General features: G+C 35.0%; 22 protein-coding genes. 1 reads left to right on the top strand and 21 read right to left on the bottom strand.

What is annotated here, in order from left to right; genetic code table 11:
* Nucleotides 1–16 precede the first annotated feature (16 nt).
* The 6 genes from NKR20_RS00540 to NKR20_RS00520 all read right to left on the bottom strand — a co-directional run bounded on the left by NKR20_RS00540 (nt 17) and on the right by NKR20_RS00520 (nt 4,821).
* Nucleotides 17–427, bottom strand: a complete 411-nt coding sequence (locus NKR20_RS00540) for an FtsB family cell division protein (protein WP_253422758.1) — start codon at nt 425–427, stop codon at nt 17–19.
* A 49-nt stretch (nt 428–476) separates the two neighbouring features.
* Nucleotides 477–974, bottom strand: coding sequence for a spore cortex biosynthesis protein YabQ (gene yabQ / locus NKR20_RS19505; RefSeq protein WP_121215335.1), 498 nt, complete (start codon nt 972–974; stop codon nt 477–479).
* Nucleotides 971–1,270, bottom strand: coding sequence for a sporulation protein YabP (gene yabP, locus NKR20_RS00535; protein WP_097075289.1), 300 nt, complete (start codon nt 1,268–1,270; stop codon nt 971–973). Before yabP ends, yabQ begins: the two co-directional genes overlap by 4 nt.
* 179 nt (nt 1,271–1,449) lie before the next feature.
* Nucleotides 1,450–1,740: an RNA-binding S4 domain-containing protein gene (locus tag NKR20_RS00530; protein WP_121215336.1), complete on the bottom strand. Its 291-nt coding sequence runs from the start codon at nt 1,738–1,740 to the stop codon at nt 1,450–1,452.
* A gap of 3 nt (nt 1,741–1,743) precedes the next feature.
* Nucleotides 1,744–3,210, bottom strand: a complete 1,467-nt coding sequence (gene yabN, locus NKR20_RS00525) for a bifunctional methyltransferase/pyrophosphohydrolase YabN (protein ID WP_253422755.1) — start codon at nt 3,208–3,210, stop codon at nt 1,744–1,746.
* 9 nt (nt 3,211–3,219) lie between these two features.
* Nucleotides 3,220–4,821, bottom strand: coding sequence for a putative polysaccharide biosynthesis protein (locus NKR20_RS00520; RefSeq protein ID WP_253422752.1), 1,602 nt, complete (start codon nt 4,819–4,821; stop codon nt 3,220–3,222).
* A 158-nt stretch (nt 4,822–4,979) separates the two neighbouring features.
* On the opposite strand from NKR20_RS00520, the gene NKR20_RS00515 reads away from it, so the two are divergent.
* Nucleotides 4,980–5,615 (top strand): LysE family translocator, encoded by a 636-nt coding sequence (locus tag NKR20_RS00515; protein ID WP_253422749.1) that lies wholly within the window; start codon nt 4,980–4,982, stop codon nt 5,613–5,615.
* Between the two features lie 98 nt (nt 5,616–5,713).
* Here the strand turns inward: NKR20_RS00515 and spoVT are convergent, their stop codons facing one another.
* The 15 genes from spoVT to rnmV form a co-directional block, all read right to left on the bottom strand.
* Complete coding sequence (gene spoVT, locus NKR20_RS00510; RefSeq protein WP_121215340.1) at nt 5,714–6,250, bottom strand: stage V sporulation protein T; 537 nt, start codon at nt 6,248–6,250, stop codon at nt 5,714–5,716.
* Nucleotides 6,251–6,411: 161 nt separating this feature from the next.
* Nucleotides 6,412–9,933, bottom strand: coding sequence for a transcription-repair coupling factor (gene mfd, locus NKR20_RS00505; protein WP_253422747.1), 3,522 nt, complete (start codon nt 9,931–9,933; stop codon nt 6,412–6,414).
* A 208-nt stretch (nt 9,934–10,141) separates the two neighbouring features.
* A complete protein-coding gene (locus NKR20_RS00500) occupies nt 10,142–10,369 on the bottom strand; it encodes an anti-sigma-F factor Fin (RefSeq protein ID WP_121215342.1) in 228 nt (75 codons plus the stop codon).
* Nucleotides 10,370–10,461: 92 nt separating this feature from the next.
* Nucleotides 10,462–11,025 carry an aminoacyl-tRNA hydrolase gene (pth, locus tag NKR20_RS00495; protein WP_253422745.1) on the bottom strand — a complete coding sequence of 188 codons (564 nt, stop codon included), beginning with the start codon at nt 11,023–11,025 and terminating at the stop codon, nt 10,462–10,464.
* A gap of 188 nt (nt 11,026–11,213) precedes the next feature.
* Nucleotides 11,214–11,843: a 50S ribosomal protein L25/general stress protein Ctc gene (locus tag NKR20_RS00490; protein ID WP_121215344.1), complete on the bottom strand. Its 630-nt coding sequence runs from the start codon at nt 11,841–11,843 to the stop codon at nt 11,214–11,216.
* A gap of 170 nt (nt 11,844–12,013) precedes the next feature.
* Nucleotides 12,014–12,970: a ribose-phosphate diphosphokinase gene (locus NKR20_RS00485; RefSeq protein ID WP_121216020.1), complete on the bottom strand. Its 957-nt coding sequence runs from the start codon at nt 12,968–12,970 to the stop codon at nt 12,014–12,016.
* Nucleotides 12,971–13,002: 32 nt separating this feature from the next.
* On the bottom strand, nt 13,003–14,367 hold the full coding sequence (gene glmU / locus NKR20_RS00480; protein ID WP_121216019.1) for a bifunctional UDP-N-acetylglucosamine diphosphorylase/glucosamine-1-phosphate N-acetyltransferase GlmU: 1,365 nt from the start codon (nt 14,365–14,367) through the stop codon (nt 13,003–13,005).
* 201 nt (nt 14,368–14,568) lie between these two features.
* A complete protein-coding gene (spoVG, locus tag NKR20_RS00475; RefSeq protein ID WP_121216018.1) occupies nt 14,569–14,859 on the bottom strand; it encodes a septation regulator SpoVG in 291 nt (96 codons plus the stop codon).
* Between the two features lie 346 nt (nt 14,860–15,205).
* A complete protein-coding gene (locus NKR20_RS00470) occupies nt 15,206–15,580 on the bottom strand; it encodes a RidA family protein (RefSeq protein WP_253422743.1) in 375 nt (124 codons plus the stop codon).
* Nucleotides 15,581–16,408, bottom strand: a complete 828-nt coding sequence (gene purR / locus NKR20_RS00465; protein ID WP_121215693.1) for a pur operon repressor — start codon at nt 16,406–16,408, stop codon at nt 15,581–15,583.
* Between the two features lie 90 nt (nt 16,409–16,498).
* Nucleotides 16,499–17,365 carry a 4-(cytidine 5'-diphospho)-2-C-methyl-D-erythritol kinase gene (gene ispE / locus NKR20_RS00460; RefSeq protein WP_253422741.1) on the bottom strand — a complete coding sequence of 289 codons (867 nt, stop codon included), beginning with the start codon at nt 17,363–17,365 and terminating at the stop codon, nt 16,499–16,501.
* 180 nt (nt 17,366–17,545) lie between these two features.
* Nucleotides 17,546–17,740 (bottom strand): small, acid-soluble spore protein, alpha/beta type, encoded by a 195-nt coding sequence (locus NKR20_RS00455; RefSeq protein WP_097075272.1) that lies wholly within the window; start codon nt 17,738–17,740, stop codon nt 17,546–17,548.
* Nucleotides 17,741–17,851: 111 nt separating this feature from the next.
* Nucleotides 17,852–18,112 (bottom strand): biofilm formation stimulator Veg, encoded by a 261-nt coding sequence (gene veg, locus NKR20_RS00450; RefSeq protein ID WP_097075271.1) that lies wholly within the window; start codon nt 18,110–18,112, stop codon nt 17,852–17,854.
* A gap of 149 nt (nt 18,113–18,261) precedes the next feature.
* Nucleotides 18,262–19,149 carry a 16S rRNA (adenine(1518)-N(6)/adenine(1519)-N(6))-dimethyltransferase RsmA gene (rsmA, locus tag NKR20_RS00445; RefSeq protein ID WP_121215691.1) on the bottom strand — a complete coding sequence of 296 codons (888 nt, stop codon included), beginning with the start codon at nt 19,147–19,149 and terminating at the stop codon, nt 18,262–18,264.
* Nucleotides 19,142–19,708, bottom strand: a complete 567-nt coding sequence (gene rnmV / locus NKR20_RS00440; RefSeq protein WP_121215690.1) for a ribonuclease M5 — start codon at nt 19,706–19,708, stop codon at nt 19,142–19,144. Before rnmV ends, rsmA begins: the two co-directional genes overlap by 8 nt.
* Between the last annotated feature and the right edge of the window lie 63 nt (nt 19,709–19,771).

Raw genomic sequence — 19,771 nt, 5'->3', positions numbered from 1 at the left:
ATAATAATACGAAATTTTATTTATTCTCTTTTGACTTATCGTCATCAGGAATTGTAAAAATTATTTCCCCATCTTCTGATAAGAAAAACTCTTTACGAGCTAGCTTAGCGATATATTCATCGTCTTCAAGCTTAGCAATTTGTAAATTTAAAAGTTCTTGCTTCTCTTTTACTTCTTCTAATTGGGCTAAAACTTCTTCTTTTTGCTGTTCCTTTTGAGCTAATTTCTCATTTTGATTAATGTTTGTTTTAATTAAAAAAATTAAAATTACAGAAGCTACGATACTAAATACAAACATCCTTCTACGGAACCTAATTTTCTTCTGTTTTGAATAATTCGCTTTATGTTCAGATGATCGGACATAGTCATTTTCAAGCGTTCGAACATTATTTTGTTGTGTCCCAATCTGATTCTGACGCTTAGCCACATCCGTCACCTCCATCTACATTTATAACAAACCTTATTATAGTAACATTTCAACGTTTTTTAAAGATAATCCTTCTAAATTTGGTATATATTTTTATTAAATACTTCTTTTTAATTATAATATATAATTTGTAAAAAGGTGTGAATAAAATCGCAATAATACGAAGAAGCAGCCTAATCGTACCTATAATTACGGAATATATAAACTTAATGATTGCTAAAATAGGCCTAATTGTTAATAAGACGAACACTCGTCCAATAAATCGGAAGTATCGTTGAAAGACAGATTCATATAAAAAAATACCAAGAATTTGCGATAATGGATCAACTAAACGCCATTCTCCACCCTTTACAATGAATAAAATATAAAACGTTAGGGCCCCTAAGAGTACCCAAACGACCAGCTCTACTCCATATCCTATTTTTCTTATAAATGACCCAGGGCTTAAGGTGCTAAGTAGATAGCGTGTACTATCTACTATCGCACCTACGAATAAGCCACTTATGATCATAATTAAAATACTTACAACTTGTTCATTAATGGTCATCCAAATAATTTATGGAGGAAGCCTTTTGATAATCCATTATCTTCGTCATCGTATTGAAGTGCCTTAACATTTCCTTCCAACGTTAGTAAACCTTTATCGACGTCTAAATGAACAATACGTAACTCCTCTCCGCGGATTAGCAAATGACCTTGTGCTGTTCGAACGTAGAATTCTTCTTGGTCAAATCGCTCAATCTCCTTAACAGAAGTCATGTCCATTCTTTTTCGATTGCGCACTGTCACAAGATGGTCCCCAGATGTAATTGTGTAACGATTACTTTCTTGATGTAGTGTCATATCGTTCCTCCTTCATTGTTATTGTGTTTGTTCTGTTCACTTTATGCGGGAAATGAAAGAAGCATGACAACAATTTTGCTGTCATGCCCTAGAATTTTAATATTTTTTCTTCTCACAGTTGATTCTATAGACTTTGTTAAAACTATGAAAATTTATACTTTCTTAAAAGTCCAATTACTCTATTCCTCATCATCTATAAATTGTGGTTCAATTTTTTCTAACTTCTCTTCTTTAAGGATGGTAAACATTTTATTTGCCTCTTCTTTACGAACATTTTCTTTTAAATCTTCTATTCGTGCTGTTACGATCTTTTGGCCGAAACGGATTGCTAGTTCATCTCCTACTTTAACCGCACTACTAGCTTTTGCAACTTTCCCATTTATTGTAATACGCCCTTGATCAGCTACTTCTTTTGCTAATGTACGTCTTTTAATAAGGCGTGATACTTTTAAAAACTTATCTAAACGCATTTATCATTTCCCCTTTTTCTCTATAGCTTTTGCTTCATTCCAAAAAGAATCCAGTTGTTCTAATGTAAATTCTGAAAATGGTTTTCCACTTTCCTTCACTTTTTGCTCCACATAGTTAAATCTACGAGCAAACTTCTCATTAGCGTGGATCATCGCTTCTTCTGGTGAAATTTTATAGAAACGTGCAATATTCACAAGAGTAAATAACACATCTCCAAACTCATCTAAACGAGCCTTGCTAGTCCCCTTCGTGATTTCTTCTCTAAATTCCTGCCACTCTTCAGCAAATTTATCCCATGCACCTTCTGGATCCGGCCAATCAAAACCAACTGATGCAGCCTTTTTCTGATAGTTATAAGAAGTTTGTAAAGAAGAACTTGCACGATATTCACCTTTTAAAAGCGATTCTGTTTGTTCTCCTTTTTCTGCACGTTTAATGTCCTCCCAATTTGCAACAACTTCTTCTGCATTATCAACACTAACGTCACCAAATACATGAGGATGGCGGCGAATCATTTTTTCACTAATTGATGCCAATACTTCTTCTAGATTGAAGTACCCTTCATCTTCACCAATTTGAGCATGTAAAAATACTTGTAATAAAACATCACCAAGTTCTTCTACCATTCCATAGTCATCTTCCACATCAATTGCCGCTATAAATTCATGAGCTTCTTCAAGTAAATATTTTTTCAAACTTTCATGCGTTTGTTTTTGATCCCAAGGGCAACCATTCGGACCACGTAAAGTGGCGATAATTTTTCTAAATGTTACCCAATCTCTTAGTGCATCCAAGTCACCTTGTACTGGTGGCACATAAATTGTTGTTAAGTTATTAATTTCAACTGCTTGATCAAGTTCATGTAAAGGTACAGTTGTTAATTTCTCTAAAGATGACCCAGCCGCTGTTACAATCGTTACAGGATAATCATCGCGATACTTTTCCATTAAAGTTAATTTCACTTCAGAAGCACTAAAAGCATCATATACTTGAGCGATTAAAACATGCCCGCGCATATTTACATCATGAATCGAAAAACTAGTTCCATCTAGTAATTGAAATCCATCAATTGGGTCAATTTTTAACGCTCCAAAAATCGGATCTAAAAAACTTTGGCCACCTTCTATTTTTAAATCCACTTTCCCTTCATTCATAGCTGTAATTAGCAATTGTACCGTTTGTTCTGCAACTAGAGGATGTCCTGGTACAGCATACATAATTGGTTCATGTCGAGAAGCTTCGACTAATTTATCGCAAATTTCTTCATAGACAGGTTGGAATGACTCATGTTTTTCATAAATTTCATCAAAACTTTCAAAAACGATTCCCTCCTGTTGTAATTCTTTAATAACAGGATGATCAATTGTTCGAACGTATAATTTACGTGCGTTTTTTAATTTTTTATATACACCCATTTGTAGCTGATTTAAATCTCCAGCTCCAAGACCAATAACCGTTAATTGATGCATAAATGTCACCTACTTTTTCTTATTTAACCATATTTGATAAGCTGCCATTTTTCGCCCAAACGGCAACATAAACCACTCTTTTTCTGCTAACATTTTTGTTTTTGCAACAACTGTTAAAAAGACAATTGCCCCTAAAAATATTAAACATCCACCAATTACAAGCGCTTGTATTCTACCTGATAAAAAAACTGTAGAGATTTGTAATAGTTTATCCATAACAAACACCGTTAGAGTCATCATTGCGCTTGCAAGAAATAATTTTATGTAAAAGTCCTTTCTCGCTAGTTTTGCTTGCGTAATTTTTTTCAAATAAAAGATTAGCAAACCAGCACTTAAGAATAATCCAATATTACTTGCAATAGCTGCTCCTAGTACACCTATCTTTGTAATGAGCACTTGATTCCCTATATATTTCAATAGTAGCGCTCCTATTAAAATGATTCCCGGTACCTTTAATCGATTCATTCCTTGGAGAATCGCTGTGAATGTTAAAATAATTGAAAAAGGAATAATTTTCAAAACAAAAACGATTAACACATCTGTTAAAGCATTTGTCTCGAAAAGCATTTCATTGACATACGGCATTACAATCATTAATCCAAGGGAAGCGGCAACACCTAATAATAATGAAACTCGATAAGTTAATTGAATAAAAGGAATTGGGCCCCTTCCATTTACTTTTTTAGATTGATACGCAACTAGTGGAACAATTGCTAAAGATAATGACGAAGCGATTGTTATTCCCATTTGTACAAGGGGCTGGCCTCTATCATATATTCCTTTTGTCTCCATTGCTTGCAATCTTTCCATTCCATTTTCCAATAATATTGAAAATACGCTAAAAGAATCAATTAATTGAAAGCAAAGTAAAAGTAAGCTGCTCATACTAACACTTAAACTTAGTATGGTTACTTCTTTTATAATCGGCCACTTCGCTAACTTTATTTTTGACTTTGGGAATTTAAGTCGATTTTTAAAGAAATATATTAATAATAACATCCCTGCAATTTCCCCGATTACAGTTCCAAATACTGCAACATTTCCTGCAGCATAAAGTGATGTTGATGTTGCCATGATAATATAGGCACCCGCTAAAATGACACAAACACGAGTAAATTGTTCAAACACTTGAGCATATGCTACAGGGGCCATATCACCTTTTGCTTGAAAGTATCCTTTCATAAGAGCGAGAATTGGCATAAATAATGTTACAAAGGCGCCTGTTTTAAGGAGTGGTGTTAACTGTTTATCTCCCATCATGGTTGCTAAGGAATCCGCGCCAAAAAACAATATGCAGAAGAAAACTAACGATAAGAACGTTAAATACATATATACCGTTCGCGTAATAGTACTTTTCCTTTCCATTACGTGGCTACTAGATTCTGCATCAGCTAACATTTTGGAAATAGCTACTGCAAATCCCCCTGATGTCCAGACAACAAAAAAAGAAATGAAGGGATACACTTGTTGGTAAATATAAAAGCCTTGATCGCCAACTAAATTTTGAAAAGGTACACGGTATACCGCGCTTAACGCTTTCACAATTAATGCGGCAATGGTTAATAACAATGCACCTTTCATATACCCCTTCATTCCAAAGTTATTTCCCATTTAAGTTCCTCTTTCTTCCTAAAACTACGAATAGTATACCAAAGAATTAAATAAGCTGCTTAAGTCATACAATCTTTACAACCTAATATAAAAACCGTTTATCGTATTGAGTTTTATCTTATAAGAAGACTAAAATAAGTAAAAGGAGGGGTATGAGGATGTTGGGGATTATAAACTTTGAAGTATTTTTAGTTGCAGCCATATTACTAAATTTAACTCCTGGGACCGATACAATGTACATTGTAAGTCGAAGTATTTCCCAAGGAAGAACAGCAGGTATTTATTCTGCCCTTGGTATTACAGCAGGAGTAGTCATTCATACATTTCTTGCCGCATTTGGACTTTCGGTAATTCTAATGCAATCTGCTTTACTATTTAATTTAATTAAAATTATAGGTGCAATCTATTTAGCTTACTTAGGAATTAAGATGCTACTTTCAAAAAATAACACAACGGAACAGCAATCATTACCTAAACAAAGCAATAAGAAGATATTTTTACAAGGGATGATTACAAACGTAACAAATCCTAAAGTTGCCCTATTCTTTTTAGCTTTCCTACCGCAATTTATTCAAACAAGTTCTGAAATTTTCTCACCTATTCCTTTTATGCTTTTAGGACTTACCTTTACTTTAACAGGGGGAATATGGTGTTTAATTACCGCTTATTTCACTTCCATGACAACTACAAAGTTAAGAGGTAATGCTAAAGTCTCAACGATTCTTAATAAATTAACTGGAATCGTTTTTATTACAATGGGAATCAAACTACTACAAACAAAACCTTCTGCATGAAACTATTTTCTTTGCCGTGTGAGCTAATCTTGTATGATTGGTTTGCGCGGTTTTTTCGCCATAAAAAAACGCCTCCTTGTTAGAGACGCTTTTATTTATTAGTTTTCCATTTGTTTCGCTAAGAAGTTCGCTGCAGTTTCAGCTGCTTTTGATTCAACTTCTGTAATAAAGTGAACTTTTGAAATTAAATAAACGGCTCCAATTGCATCACCATTTGAAATAATTGGGGCTACACAATATGATTTTACCTGCTCAAACTGGCCAGGAACTAATTCAATTGTCGTTTCAGTTTTCTCCGTAACAACCGAACGTTGTTTCATAAAGTCTTCTGCAAATACAGAAAGACGTCGGTTTGTATACTCTTTTTTCGATAAACCTGCAACTGCAATCATTTCATCTCTGTCACTAATTAATGCAGGAGTTCCTACTGTTTCATATAGTGACTCGACATACTCTTTTGCGAATTCACTAAGGTCATTGATTGGGGAATATTTTTTTAAGATAACTTCCCCTTCTCTATCAGTATAAATTTCTAAAGGGTCACCTTCACGAATTCGCATTGTTCTACGAATTTCTTTAGGAATAACTACACGACCTAAATCATCAATACGACGGACAATTCCTGTTGCTTTCATCTAGTTGCCTCTCTTTCGTCATCAATTTTTGATTCACATTGATAGTATGGATAATATTTAGTCAATGTATGCAAAAAGTGTATGAAGAGGATTAAATTATAGTTGAAAATAAGCAAATATTTTCTATCGTAAAGTATTTCCTTTGGCGACCCTTATTTTTTTTACGCTATTTTTTCCTTTTTTGCACTTGCCACAATTTTCATCATTTCTTCTAGTACATCAAATGGATCATTTTTCCCGCATTTTTTCATATCAATTGTGAGCGTTAATTTATTTCCGTCCATTGTAAAACCAACAGCACGGTCAAATTTCATTGATTCAGCCACAATTGTACTGCCATCCACATTAGCTGTACCTTCTTCTGTTAAGTTGATGGAGATTACTTTTTGTTTCTCTTTTATTGATGAAACGCCTGCTTCCGTAGCCCAAACTTTTATTCGAGCAATACGTAATAATTTTTCTGTTTCATCTGGTAAATCTCCGAAACGGTCATGAAGTTCATCAATAATTTCTGAATAATCTTCTATACGATCCATCGATTTTATCCGCTTGTACATTTGAATTTTTTGATAACCATCTGGGATATATTTATCTGGAATATAAGCATCTGTGTGTAATATAATTTCAACTTCAGGTTTTTCTTCTTTTTTCACACCTGTTTGACGTTCCGCTATCGCTTCTTCTAACATTTGTGAATATAAGTCAAATCCAACAGAATCAATAAATCCATGTTGTTGTGCACCAAGTAAGTTTCCGGCACCACGAATAGATAAATCTCGCATCGCAATTTTAAAACCTGAACCTAATTCCGTAAATTCTTTAATAGCTTGTAGTCTTTGTTCTGCAACATCTGTTAGTACTTTATCTCGTTGATACATGAAATAAGCATAAGCAATACGATTAGAACGTCCAACTCGTCCGCGCAATTGATACAATTGAGATAAGCCCATACGATCTGCATCATGAACAATTAACGTATTGACGTTAGGCATGTCAACACCTGTTTCGATAATTGTTGTAGTGACTAATACATCATATTCACCGTCTAAAAAGCTTAAAATGATAGATTCTAACTGTGTTTCCGTCATTTTACCGTGGGCATAGCCAACACGTGCTTCAGGAACAAGCATTTGAATTTCTTCTACTTTTCGTGTCATATCCTCGACACGATTGTACAGATAAAATGTTTGCCCACCTCTAGCCATTTCTCGTTCAATAGCTTCACGAATAAGTGCACCATTGTGTTCCATAACATAGGTTTGTACTGGGAAACGGTTTTGTGGTGGTGTTTCAATAACTGATAAGTCACGTACACCTACCATAGACATGTGTAACGTTCGCGGAATTGGAGTAGCCGTAAGCGTTAACACATCTACATTTGTTTTTAACTGTTTAATCTTTTCTTTATGAGTTACGCCAAATCGCTGTTCCTCATCGACAATTAACAAACCTAAATCTTTGAATACAACATCCTTTGATAAAATACGATGTGTTCCTATTACAATATCAACTGTACCTTCTTTTAAGCCTTTTATTGTTTCAGTTTGTTGTTTTTTCGATCTGAAACGACTAAGTAAACCTACATTTATTGCATAATCCTCAAATCGTTCTTGTATCGACTCATAATGTTGTTGAGCGAGAATGGTTGTTGGAACAAGAAAGGCTACCTGTTTCCCATCCATAATGGCTTTAAACGCAGCCCGGATTGCTACTTCTGTTTTTCCATAACCAACATCACCACAAACAAGGCGGTCCATTGGTCGTTCACGTTCCATATCTCGTTTTACTTCCATAATGGAACGGAGCTGATCTTCTGTCTCTTCATAAGGGAAGGAATTTTCAAAATTACGTTGTTCGTCTGTATCCGGTGAAAAGGCATATCCTTTTTCCGCTTCACGTTTTGCATAAAGCTTAATTAAATCATCCGCAATGTCATTAACAGCAGATGAAACTTTCGCTTTTGCCTTTTTCCATTCTGCTCCACCAAGTTTATGAAGCTTTGGCTCTTTTCCTTCAGACGCCACATATTTTTGAATTAAATCAATTTGATCAACGGAAACGTACAGCTTATCATCTGCACGATAGCGAATATGAAGATAATCTTTATGTGTACCATTAACTTCTAATGTCTCAATGCCAATATATTTCCCTATCCCGTGGTGAATATGAACGACATAGTCTCCAGGTTTTATCTCTGTATAACTTTTAATGCGTTCAGCATTAGACATTTTTTCATTTCGTCGTGGTTTTCTTTTCGGTTGTTGTTTAAATAGCTCGTCATCTGTGACAACAGCTATTCGTTGAAGAGGTAATTCAAAACCACTAGATAATACACCATCTACTAAATAAACCCCTGCTTCTTGGGGAGAACCTAGTAAACTATGAATGTCATATTCTTCTAACGTACTTTGCATTTTCTTTATACGTTCTTTTCCATCTGCAACAAAGAGCACTGTAAACTTCTCTTGGTTCCAACGTTCAATTTCATTTTGTAATAAAGAGATTTGTCCATGGAACTGCTGCATTGGCTTACATGAAAAATTCGTTGTCTTGTTAAAGGTAATACCTGAGAATGTTCTAGCAAATAGTGCAAAGTACAGTTTTTGTTGATCAATCATGGATAATACTTCTTTAAAAGAAAAGGAGGCTTTTACATCATGAACCATCTTTCCTTCCTCTATTAAAGAAATAAACCATTCTTCTTCTTCCTTTTCCCAAGCATCCATTACTTCTTGAATACGGCCTAATTCATCAAAAAGGACAATTCCGTCTTTTGCGAAGTAATCCCCTAAAAATGTTAATTCGTCATATAAGAGTGATCCATATTTCGTTACATGGTTTGGAATGTTTCCTTGCTTTAACATTTCAATATCGTACTGGATATTTTGATAAAGCGCTTCTTGAACTTCCTGCTTTTTAACTTTTTTCAACGTTCTACTTAACGCTGTTTCTAGACGTTCTGCTAACTCCACACGTTGCTTTTCTGTTAATAATAATTCGGTCGCAGGTAAGATTTGAACATGATTTAATTTTTCTATTGAACGTTGATCATCAGCAGAAAATGTACGTATAGAGTCGACAACTGTATCAAATAATTCAATACGAATAGGTGACTCTGCATACGGTGGATAAATGTCTAGTATCCCTCCACGCAATGCAAACTCACCTGGTGTTGTGACCATTTGACTTCTTGTATAACCCATTGTCACTAATTGAACTAACCATTCTTCAATTTCGATATCCGCATCCACTTTAGCTTCTAAATAATATTGATTCCACTGTTCAACAGGCGTCATCACTTTACGCATACCTGCGATTGGAATAACAAAAATCCCAAGTTCTTTTTTTGTTAAATTGTTCAATGTAGCGATTCGACTAGCTCTCAACTCCGGAGATGCTATCGTCATGTCAGCCGCAATAAACTCCTCAGCGGGATAGTAATGTACGACCTCTTCTCCTACTAATGCTGATAAATCATCTACTAATTTTTGAGCCTGTAAAAGATTGGGAGATAATACATATAGAGATTTTTTAAACTGTTTGAATATAGTGCTAATTAAAACAGGCCTCGCACTTCCCGTTAACCCTGTAATTAGCTGAGAATCATAGGCTTTTTCACCGATTTGTTGTATGAAAGTATTTATATGTTTATCTTGCGAGAATAATTGGTGTAAAACTTCCATTCATAAAACCCCCTTCCAGTAAAACGGAACTATGTAAAGAACTTATAAAGTTACATATGAAAGATCATGAGAATTTATTAATCAATCTTAAAAACCAATGATTATCTTAATAATAAAAATTAGAAGAAGCTTTGATTCCTTTTAGAGAACCAAAGCATCTTCCTTACCATGTCTACATTGGCTAGAATCCTTTAGATTTGGGTTTACGTTACTGAAGCCAGTTTTTTAGTGCATAATAATCAGGAAATTGTCTTAATGAATCTTCACACTGCTCACAGATACAATGCACTGTTGTCTGACCGTGCTCATCTTTTTCAATATAATCGTCGACTTCCCCAACTTCGAATAAATGCAATTTTCGAATTGTTTCATCTGCATCAAACGGTAATGTACCAATCTCTGTTTCACAATGGCGGCAACGATAACGAACAGGCATTATAACTTCCTCCTTTAAGTGTGTAAAAAAGCTTTACCTACTCAAAGTATTGACCTGTTTTTCCTAATTTATGCACATAACTACGAGTGCTTCTAGTTTGCATTAAACTCATTCATGACTTCTATAAACTTTTTAGATAATGATGATTCTATAGCTGCAACGGTTTTATCAATTGCTTGTTCAATGATAGGACTTTCATCTTTTGTAAACTTCGCTAATACATAATCCGGCACTTTCATTCCTGCTGGTGGTCGACTAATTCCAACACGGATACGGTTAAATTCTTGTGTTCCTAAATGTTGAATTAACGACTTAATGCCATTATGTCCGCCCGCGCTTCCCTTTTGACGTAATCGAAGCTTACCTGTTTCTAAATCTAAGTCATCATAAATAACAATGATATCTTCAATATCTATATCAAAATAATCCATCAATGGACGTACACATTCACCAGATAAATTCATATATGTGAGTGGTTTAAGCAATATCACTTTGCCTTCTGGTCGATGTACAGTTGCATACATTCCATTAAATTTCATTTGGTTTAATGGTGCATCCCACTTCTTTGATAAAGCATCTATACATTCAAAACCAATATTATGGCGAGTATATTCGTATTGTTTCCCTGGATTACCTAATCCAATGATCAATTTCATTTCTTCTCATCCTTTAAAATTTATCTAATTAGTGCTTATTTTAACATATGGAGAGAGAAAAAAGGAAAACTTAACATATAAGAAGTGGTAGCTTTAATTATCGATGAAATGAAAATTACTTGATATGTACTTAAAAATTATTTAAAGGGGCATTCAAATAATGCCCCTTTTCGATAAATACCCCATATTTAAGCTTGTGATTCAGGTGCCTCTGTTGCTTTGATGTCTTGATTTCCATCATCACCTTGACCTGCAGTATCATCATTGACCACTACTGGAGGTGTAACCGTTGCTAAAATATCTTCATCTGCATTTAGAACAGTATATGAGATACTATCACGGACATCTGCGATTGATAATGAGTCTCCAATACCTAAGTTCGATACATCAATTTCGATTGATTCAGGTATTGCTGTTGGTTTTACTTTAATTGTAACTTCTCGTACAGGTTCTGTCAGTACTCCACCTTCACGCACACCAATTGCTTCACCTACTATGGAAACAGGAACTGCAACTTCTATATCTTCAGCCATGTTAATCGATAAAAAGTCAGCATGCTTTACAGTACCTTTTAGTGCACATCTTTGTACTTCATTAATTACCGCATTTACTTGTTTACCTTCAATATCAATTTTAAATATGCTAGAACGTCCATATCTTTGAACCGCTTTTGCTGTCTCCTTGTAATCTAAAATAACAGGAATCGCATCAACATTATAGCCATATATAACGGCTGGTAATTTACCTTGTTTTCGTAGTTTCGTTAATGTTGAACGTGGTCCCGGTTGTCTTCTTTCAGCTTGTAATACAATATCCATTATTTTACTCCCTCCAAAAAATGATGACATTGATTAGTATGGGTTTATTGACTTGATACTAAACGAAAGTTGTGAGAAAAATTGTCAAATGTCTTCGTTATTATTTCTTGGAGTTTAAAATAAAAAAGGCAAAGTTGATGTTACACCAACTTTGCCTCTTATTTATAATATTAATCAAATAATGTACTTACTGATTTGTTTTCATATACGCGAGAAATTGCATCAGCCATTAAGTTCGCTACAGAAAGTTGTTTAATTTTCGGAGATAACTTCTCTTCTGATAACTGAATTGTATTCGTTACAACTAATTCTTTAATAGCAGAGTTTTCAATACGCTCAATTGCTGGACCAGATAATACTGGATGTGAACAGCAAGCATATACATCTTTAGCGCCTGCTTCCATTAATGCGTTAGCACCAATTGTAATAGTACCAGCTGTATCAATAATATCGTCAATTAAAATACATACTTTTCCTTCAACGTTACCAACGATATTCATAACCTCAGCAACATTTGGCTTTGGACGACGTTTGTCAATAATTGCTATCGGTGCTTTTAAACGTTCTGCCATTTTACGTGCACGAGTTACTCCACCGTGGTCTGGTGAAACTACAACAATATCTTCTCCAACTAGTTTATTGTTGAAGTACTCAGATAATAAAGGAACAGCCATTAAATGATCAATTAAAATATCAAAGAAGCCTTGAATTTGTGGAGCGTGTAAATCTAAAACGATTACACGTGTAGCACCAGCCGTTTCTAAAAGGTTTGCAACAAGTTTTGCCGTAATTGGTTCACGTGCCTTAGCTTTACGGTCTTGACGTGCATATCCGTAATAAGGGATTACAACGTTAACTGTACGAGCAGATGCACGTTTTACAGCATCAACCATAATTAATAATTCCATTAAGTGTTCATTTACCGGAGCAGAAGTTGATTGAACGATAAATACGTCACAACCACGAATACTTTCTTCAATGCTAATTTGAATTTCACCGTCACTAAAATGTTTAACAGATGATTTTCCAAGCTCTACTCCCATAATTTCTGCGATTTCTTGAGCTAGTGGGTAATTAGAGTTTAATGAAAAGATTTTTAATTTTGAATCAGCGTAATGATACGGCATGATGGCCTCCTAAAAGTTTTTACAAATTTATTTTATTTTAGTTTCTTAGCGTAGTCTAGTTTATTTTCTTGTCTTGCACGTGCAATTGCAAGTGCATCTTCTGGAACTTCTTTTGTAATTGTTGATCCAGCAGCAATAAATGACCCTGCACCAATTTTTACTGGTGCAACTAAGTTTGAGTTACATCCTACAAAAACATTATCTTCAATTACTGTTTTGAATTTATTTTTACCATCATAATTCACTGTAATTGAACCACAACCAATATTTACATTACTTCCTACTTCAGCATCACCGATATAACTTAAGTGAGAAACTTTTGAATGATTACCTAAAGTACTCTTCTTCACTTCTACAAAGTTCCCAATTTTTACGTTATTACCAAGTTGTGCATCTGGACGTAAATGTGCAAATGGACCAACCGATGTATCTTCACCAACTATACTATTAGTGGCAACAGAATTTTGTACTGTTGAACGATCACCAATTTGGCAATTTACGATATGACTATTTGGACCGATAACACAATCTTCACCAATAATTGAATTTCCTTCAATGATTGTACCAGGTTGAATAACTGTATCTCTGCCAATAATAGCATTAACACTTATGTGCGTAGTTAAAGGGTTTACAATTGTTACCCCGTTACGCATATGCTTCTCGTTAATGCGATTACGCATGATACTTTCTGCTTGTGACAATGCTACACGATCATTTACACCTAATGTTTCTTCAAAATCTTCACATTGATAAGCCGAAACAATTTCGCCTTGTTTTTGCATGATTTCGATCACATCAGGTAAGTAGTATTCGCCTTGAGCATTTTCATTTTTTACAAGTTTTAATGCATCGAATAAGGCTTTATTGTCAAAGCAATAAGTACCTGTATTAATTTCTGTCACCAATTGCTGTTCTGGTGAAGCATCTTTTTGTTCTACAATTTGTTCAACCTGACCATTATTACCTCTTATTATGCGGCCATAACCAGTCGGATTATCAGCAACTGCTGTTAAAATAGTAGCTTTTGCATTTTGTGCTTGATGATGTTCAAATAATGCTTTAAATGTTTCAGTTCGAATTAAAGGTGTATCACCACAAACAACAAGTGTTGTTCCTTCTAATTCACCTAAAATCGTCTCTGCTTGTTTTACTGCATGTGCCGTTCCCAGTTGTTCAGCTTGAAGAACATACTCCGACTTTTCGCCAAGTTGTTCTTTAACTTTTTCAGCTCCGTGTCCAACGATTGTAACAATGCGATTAACATCTAATGTTTGGATATTATCCACAACATGTTCAACCATTGGCTTTCCGCAAACTGGATGGAGCACTTTATATAATTTGGACTTCATGCGAGTTCCTTGACCTGCAGCCAAAATGACTGCAAAAATGTTAGTCATTCTAAGTCCTCCATTTTGCTCATATTCTCTTTAGACTATATAGTAATTCATCTGTTTTTTCAAGGTATTCAAGCTTGACAAATCAATGACATCCCCCTTTGGAATAATTTGGCCTGTCTATTCATCCTATTAAAAAAATTTAATATTATGTGAATATAAAAAGAGCCAACTCATTACTGAGTGGCTCTACTAATTTTCATATTAAGCATTCGCTTCTTCAAGTTGTAAAGTATCTTCTTCACTAGATGCATGATATGCAGCAAGAACTACTTCTTGAAGTTTATTTCTTGTTTCAGAGTTAATTGGGTGTGCTATATCTCGGAACTCTCCATCTGGCGTTCTTTTACTTGGCATAGCAACGAATAATCCATTATTTCCATCAATCACTCGAATATCATGTACGACGAATTCATCATCTAGTGTGATGGAAGCAATAGCACGCATACGTCCATCAGTTTGAACACGTCGCAATCTAACGTCAGTAACTTCCATTCATCTCAACTCCTCTCATCTAGGATGCCTTTTAAAAATTATAATTCTACAAAAATTTTAAAAGTCCTTCTTTTATTATAAAATATTTCTGAAAATTAGGAAGTTTTAATTTTAATTTTTTTCTACTAAATTTTGGAATATATATTAGTGGAAGCAAAACTCAAGTATATTTATACGATTTATTCCACTTTAGCTGATGCTTTTCAGAGGTACATTCTACTTGAATTTGTGAGATTATAAACTAGCATCTTCAACAACTCTCTTTTCTTTCAGGTGTCCCATCGTAGATTTCTATATAAAAAAAGAGATTGCATGGTGCAATCTCTTTAGCGTGAAATGGAACTACTTATTCAACTACTGCGATTACTTCAATTTCGACTTTTACGTCTTTTGGTAATCGAGCTACCTCAACTGCAGAACGAGCAGGTTTATGATCGCCAAAATGACTCGCATATGCTTCGTTCATCGCAGCAAAATCATTCATGTCCCCTAAAAATACAGTCGTTTTAACAACTTTATCTAAAGAGCTCCCTGCTGCAGCTAGCACAGCCTTAAGGTTTTCAAATACTTGGTTTGTTTGTGCAACAATATCGCCTTCAACAAGTTCGCCTGAAGCTGTTAAAGGAATTTGTCCTGAACTGTAGAACATGCCATTTACAACAATTCCTTGTGCATATGGACCAATTGCTGCTGGTGCGTTTGTAGTTGATACTGTTTTCATTTAATTTCTCCCCTTTAAATAATAATTCCCTTCACTTAAAGCAATCGTACGGTCTTTTTCGTTAACTGCATGAAGTTTTACAAGTGAATAATAGTCATCTACGAGCGTTTCATCGGCATGTTCCGCTTCTACAAGAACTGCGATTCCTGCAAGTTCACAATCAAATTCTTCTAGTAAGTTTTTCATACCGTTCATAGTACCGCCAACTTTCATAAAGTCATCGGTAATAAGAACACGTTGCCCGCTTTTCATGCTACGCTTTGAGAGTACCATTGTCTGAATGCGACGAGAAGATCCAGAAACATAGTTAATACTTACTGTTGAACCTTCAGTTACTTTACTATCCCGACGTACAACGACAACTGGAACATTTAAATGTCTAGCAATTGCATGCGCAATAGAAATACCTTTTGTTGCAACAGTCATAATAACATCAATTTGTTGGTCAGCAAAAATACCTGCAAAGACTTTACCGACTCTATTCATAAGTTCTGGATTTCCAAGTAAATCAGTCATAAATAAATATCCACCCGGCAATAAGCGGTCTGATTGGCTAAGCTCTGTAATTAAAATTTGGATTACTTCACTAACTTCTTCATCAGACATCTTTGGAATATATTTTACTCCTCCTGCTGCACCAGGTACTGTCATCAACAACCCGATTCCTTTTTCTTCAAATGTTTCTTTCACAATTGTTAAATCTTCACTAATGGAAGATTTCGCAGATTGGTAAGTTTCCGAAAAAAAGGTGAGCGGGATTAGTTGATGTGGATGCTCAAGTAAATAATAAGTCATATCTACGAGACGCTCACTTCGCTTCCATTTCATGTGACCCACTCCTATACATAATTTAATCCTATTAAAGGTTCATATGTAAACACGAATATTTTATAGAAAAAGTAACACAAATGTACGCATTTAAGCAAGCGAATTTCTTTCACCTATTAAACGAACAGCAAAAACTTCGTCACAAAATCCTCGTAAACCGTTATAAATGCGACTAATTCTTGATTCATGATCAACAATTCCAAATACAGTTGGTCCACTACCACTCATAAGGACAGCATCTGCACCAAATCTTTTCATTTGTTCTTTAATCATAACTACTTCAGGATGTAATTTAAAGGTAACCGACTCGAGAACATTTCCAACAGATTCACACATTAAATCATAGTCGCCAGTTTCTAGCGCATTTAACATTTGCTTCGTATTTGGGTGTTCAACCTCATCTATAGACAATCCTCCGTACACCTGAGCTGTAGATACGCCTATTTTTGGCTTCGCTAAAACAATCCAGCACGGTGGAGGGGAAGGTATATTTTGAATTTTTTCACCTCGACCTGTAGCTAATGCAGTGCCTCCATACACGCAGAAAGATACATCTGAACCGACCTTAGCTCCTAGTTCTGCTAATGTATCAATAGATAAATTTAAATTCCATAATTCATTTAATCCTTTTAAAGTAGCAGCTGCATCACTACTTCCTCCTGCAAGACCAGCCGCGATAGGGATCTCTTTATCAATGGTAATCGTAACCCCTTCTTTTATCCCATATGTATCTTTTAATAGTTGTGCTGCTTGGTAAGCAAGGTTTCGACTATCGCTTGGAATAAAACCATTAGATGAAATGATATGAATATTTCCATCATTACGATTTTCAAGACCAATGCGATCTGCCAAATCAACAGTTGTCATGATCATTTCTACCTCATGATAGTTGTCTGGTCGTTTATATAAAACATCTAAAGTTAAATTTATTTTAGCAGGTGCTTTTACGTAAAGCATTGCGTTGTCCTCCTCAACTCGAATCTACCTTTATGTTCTTCAGTGTACCCTTACAAGTATTGATATTTTCTATAAATTATAATTGTATACGCCACTATTTTAAACATTTCAGATATTTTACCATAAAATAAAAGCCAATAGTCTCCACATTACATGGAGCTATTGGCAAAAAGTCAACAACTACTTATTTATATTGTTTTGGTTTTGCTGTGCTAGACCTTGTTCGGCCATTTCAATTGCTCGCTTTACCATGTTTCCTGCATCACGTGACTTAATTCCGCCCCAGCCTTCACGTTCGACTACATCATAAAATCCGAGTTCTTTTGCAATCTCTTCTTTCAGACGACTCGACATGATTCCTTTTCTTCTGGCCATGCAGTTTCCTCCTTATAAAATAAGTAGGTTGACATTCGTAGTATGTGAAAAAAATAAAAAAACACTCATAAAAATGAGTGCTTTAAAAAAATATAACAACATAAGATAACACTATTTGATAATTGCAACTTGTGAATCATCTAAAAAAGTAATCTCTACTGCTTCTGTTAATACATCTGTGTAGCTATATGAAACACGTTTACAAGAGTTGTCTTCTTGATCAAGTTCTACAACGAATACTGCGTGATATGTTTCACTAAGTACTCCTGCACACTCAACCGTTTTCTTGCGTCCTCCGTTTGCTTTCAATAGCAAACGTTTACCTAAATGACCATCAAGAGACATTTTGATGTCAGCTAACGTTTTTGGCATTTCGCATACACCTCACTATTACCTAGTATAGCTTATGCCGGGTTTTTTGTCAATAAATTATAATATTTTATCACCAGACAAATATAGTCGTCAACTTATTTTTAATAAAAAAATACCTTATATTTCGAGTTATTTCGACATTTTTCAAATTATTGTCCGTTGCAAAAATGCGGATAAAGTGCATCTGCTAATTTCCCAAACTCTTCTATAGACAACGTTTCCCCACGTCGCGTAGGCTCAACTCCTACACTTTCAAGAGCTTCAATGATTAGATTCTTCTTCTCTTTACCAGATGGTAAACCCGATTGTAAATTGTTTAAAATAGTCTTTCTTCTCTGCGCAAAGGAAGCTCGTGTTACTTCAAAAAGAAACTCTTCATTTATCACTTTAACTGGTGGCTGTTCATGACGAATTAAGCGAATAACTGCTGAGTCGACATTTGGTTGTGGCATAAAAACAGTTTTTGGTACTGTCATTGCTACTTCTGCTGTTACGTAATATTGAATGGCAATGGATAGTGAACCGTATTCTTTTGTACCAGGTTTTGCAGTAATGCGATCCGCAACTTCTTTTTGCATCATGACAACAAAACCTCTAATCGGAAGTTGGTCATTTAATAACTTCATTAGGATTGGTGTAGTTACATAATAAGGGAGGTTTGCAACAACCATAATATCTTGAATACCTGGCATTTCCTCCTCAATTACTTGTTTTACATCTGCTTTTAAAATATCTGAGTGTACAATCTTTACATTATCATAAGGGCTTAATGTATCTTCTAATACTGGTAATAGGCGTTGGTCAATTTCAAAGGATACTACCTTTTTGGCAGCACGTGCTAAATGTTCTGTTAGTGCCCCGATTCCTGGCCCTACTTCTATAGCACCACTTTCCTTTGTTAGATTGGCATGACCTACAATATTACGCAAAATGTTCGGATCAATTAAAAAGTTTTGTCCTAGGCTCTTTTTAAAGGAAAACCCATATTTATTTAAGATCTCTTTTGTTCGAATAGGCGTTGCGATATCTTTATTCATTGTGCTCCTCCTGATTAATTAACGCTACAGCTTTGCCAAATTGTTTGGCAGTGATTTGGAACATTGCAAGCCTCTTATGCAATTGTTTACCATTTGTCATACCAATATTCAATATTTCACCTAATTGCTTACGACGATTTTTCGCCTGTGGATGCCCAATAAGCCGCGCTAAAATTAAATCATCCATCGTAATCTCGGATTCATATGTTGCATTAGTATTGGGTGTATAGACATTTTTTAATGCCTCTCGTATATCGTTATCCGAAGCATGTTCAATTCCTAAACCTTTACCGTTTTTTGCGATTGTTTTTTCCTTCGCTAAAAAAGCATGTTTTACCCCGGGTACATGTTGTTCAATGATTGCTCGAATTCGTCTACCTGGATAATCTGGATCAGTAAAAACGATAACGCCTCGTTTTTCCTGTGCATGTGCAATGCGACGAAGTGTTTCCTCAGAAATAGCTGAACCATTCGTTTCTATTGTATCGGCATTAACTGCACGCTTAATTGCTGTCGTATCGTCTTTCCCTTCAACAACGATAATTTCTTGTATATCCAAAAATAAAACTCTCCTCTAAAAACAAACTAAAGAATATTTTAACATAGAAAAGCGAAAGGCGCT

Source organism: Ureibacillus endophyticus (assembly GCF_024159215.1).
GTDB classification, from domain to species: Bacteria; Bacillota; Bacilli; order Bacillales_A; family Planococcaceae; genus Ureibacillus; species Ureibacillus endophyticus.
Note: the sequence above shows the minus strand (reverse complement) of the source record. Positions and strands in the feature narration are given on the sequence as shown.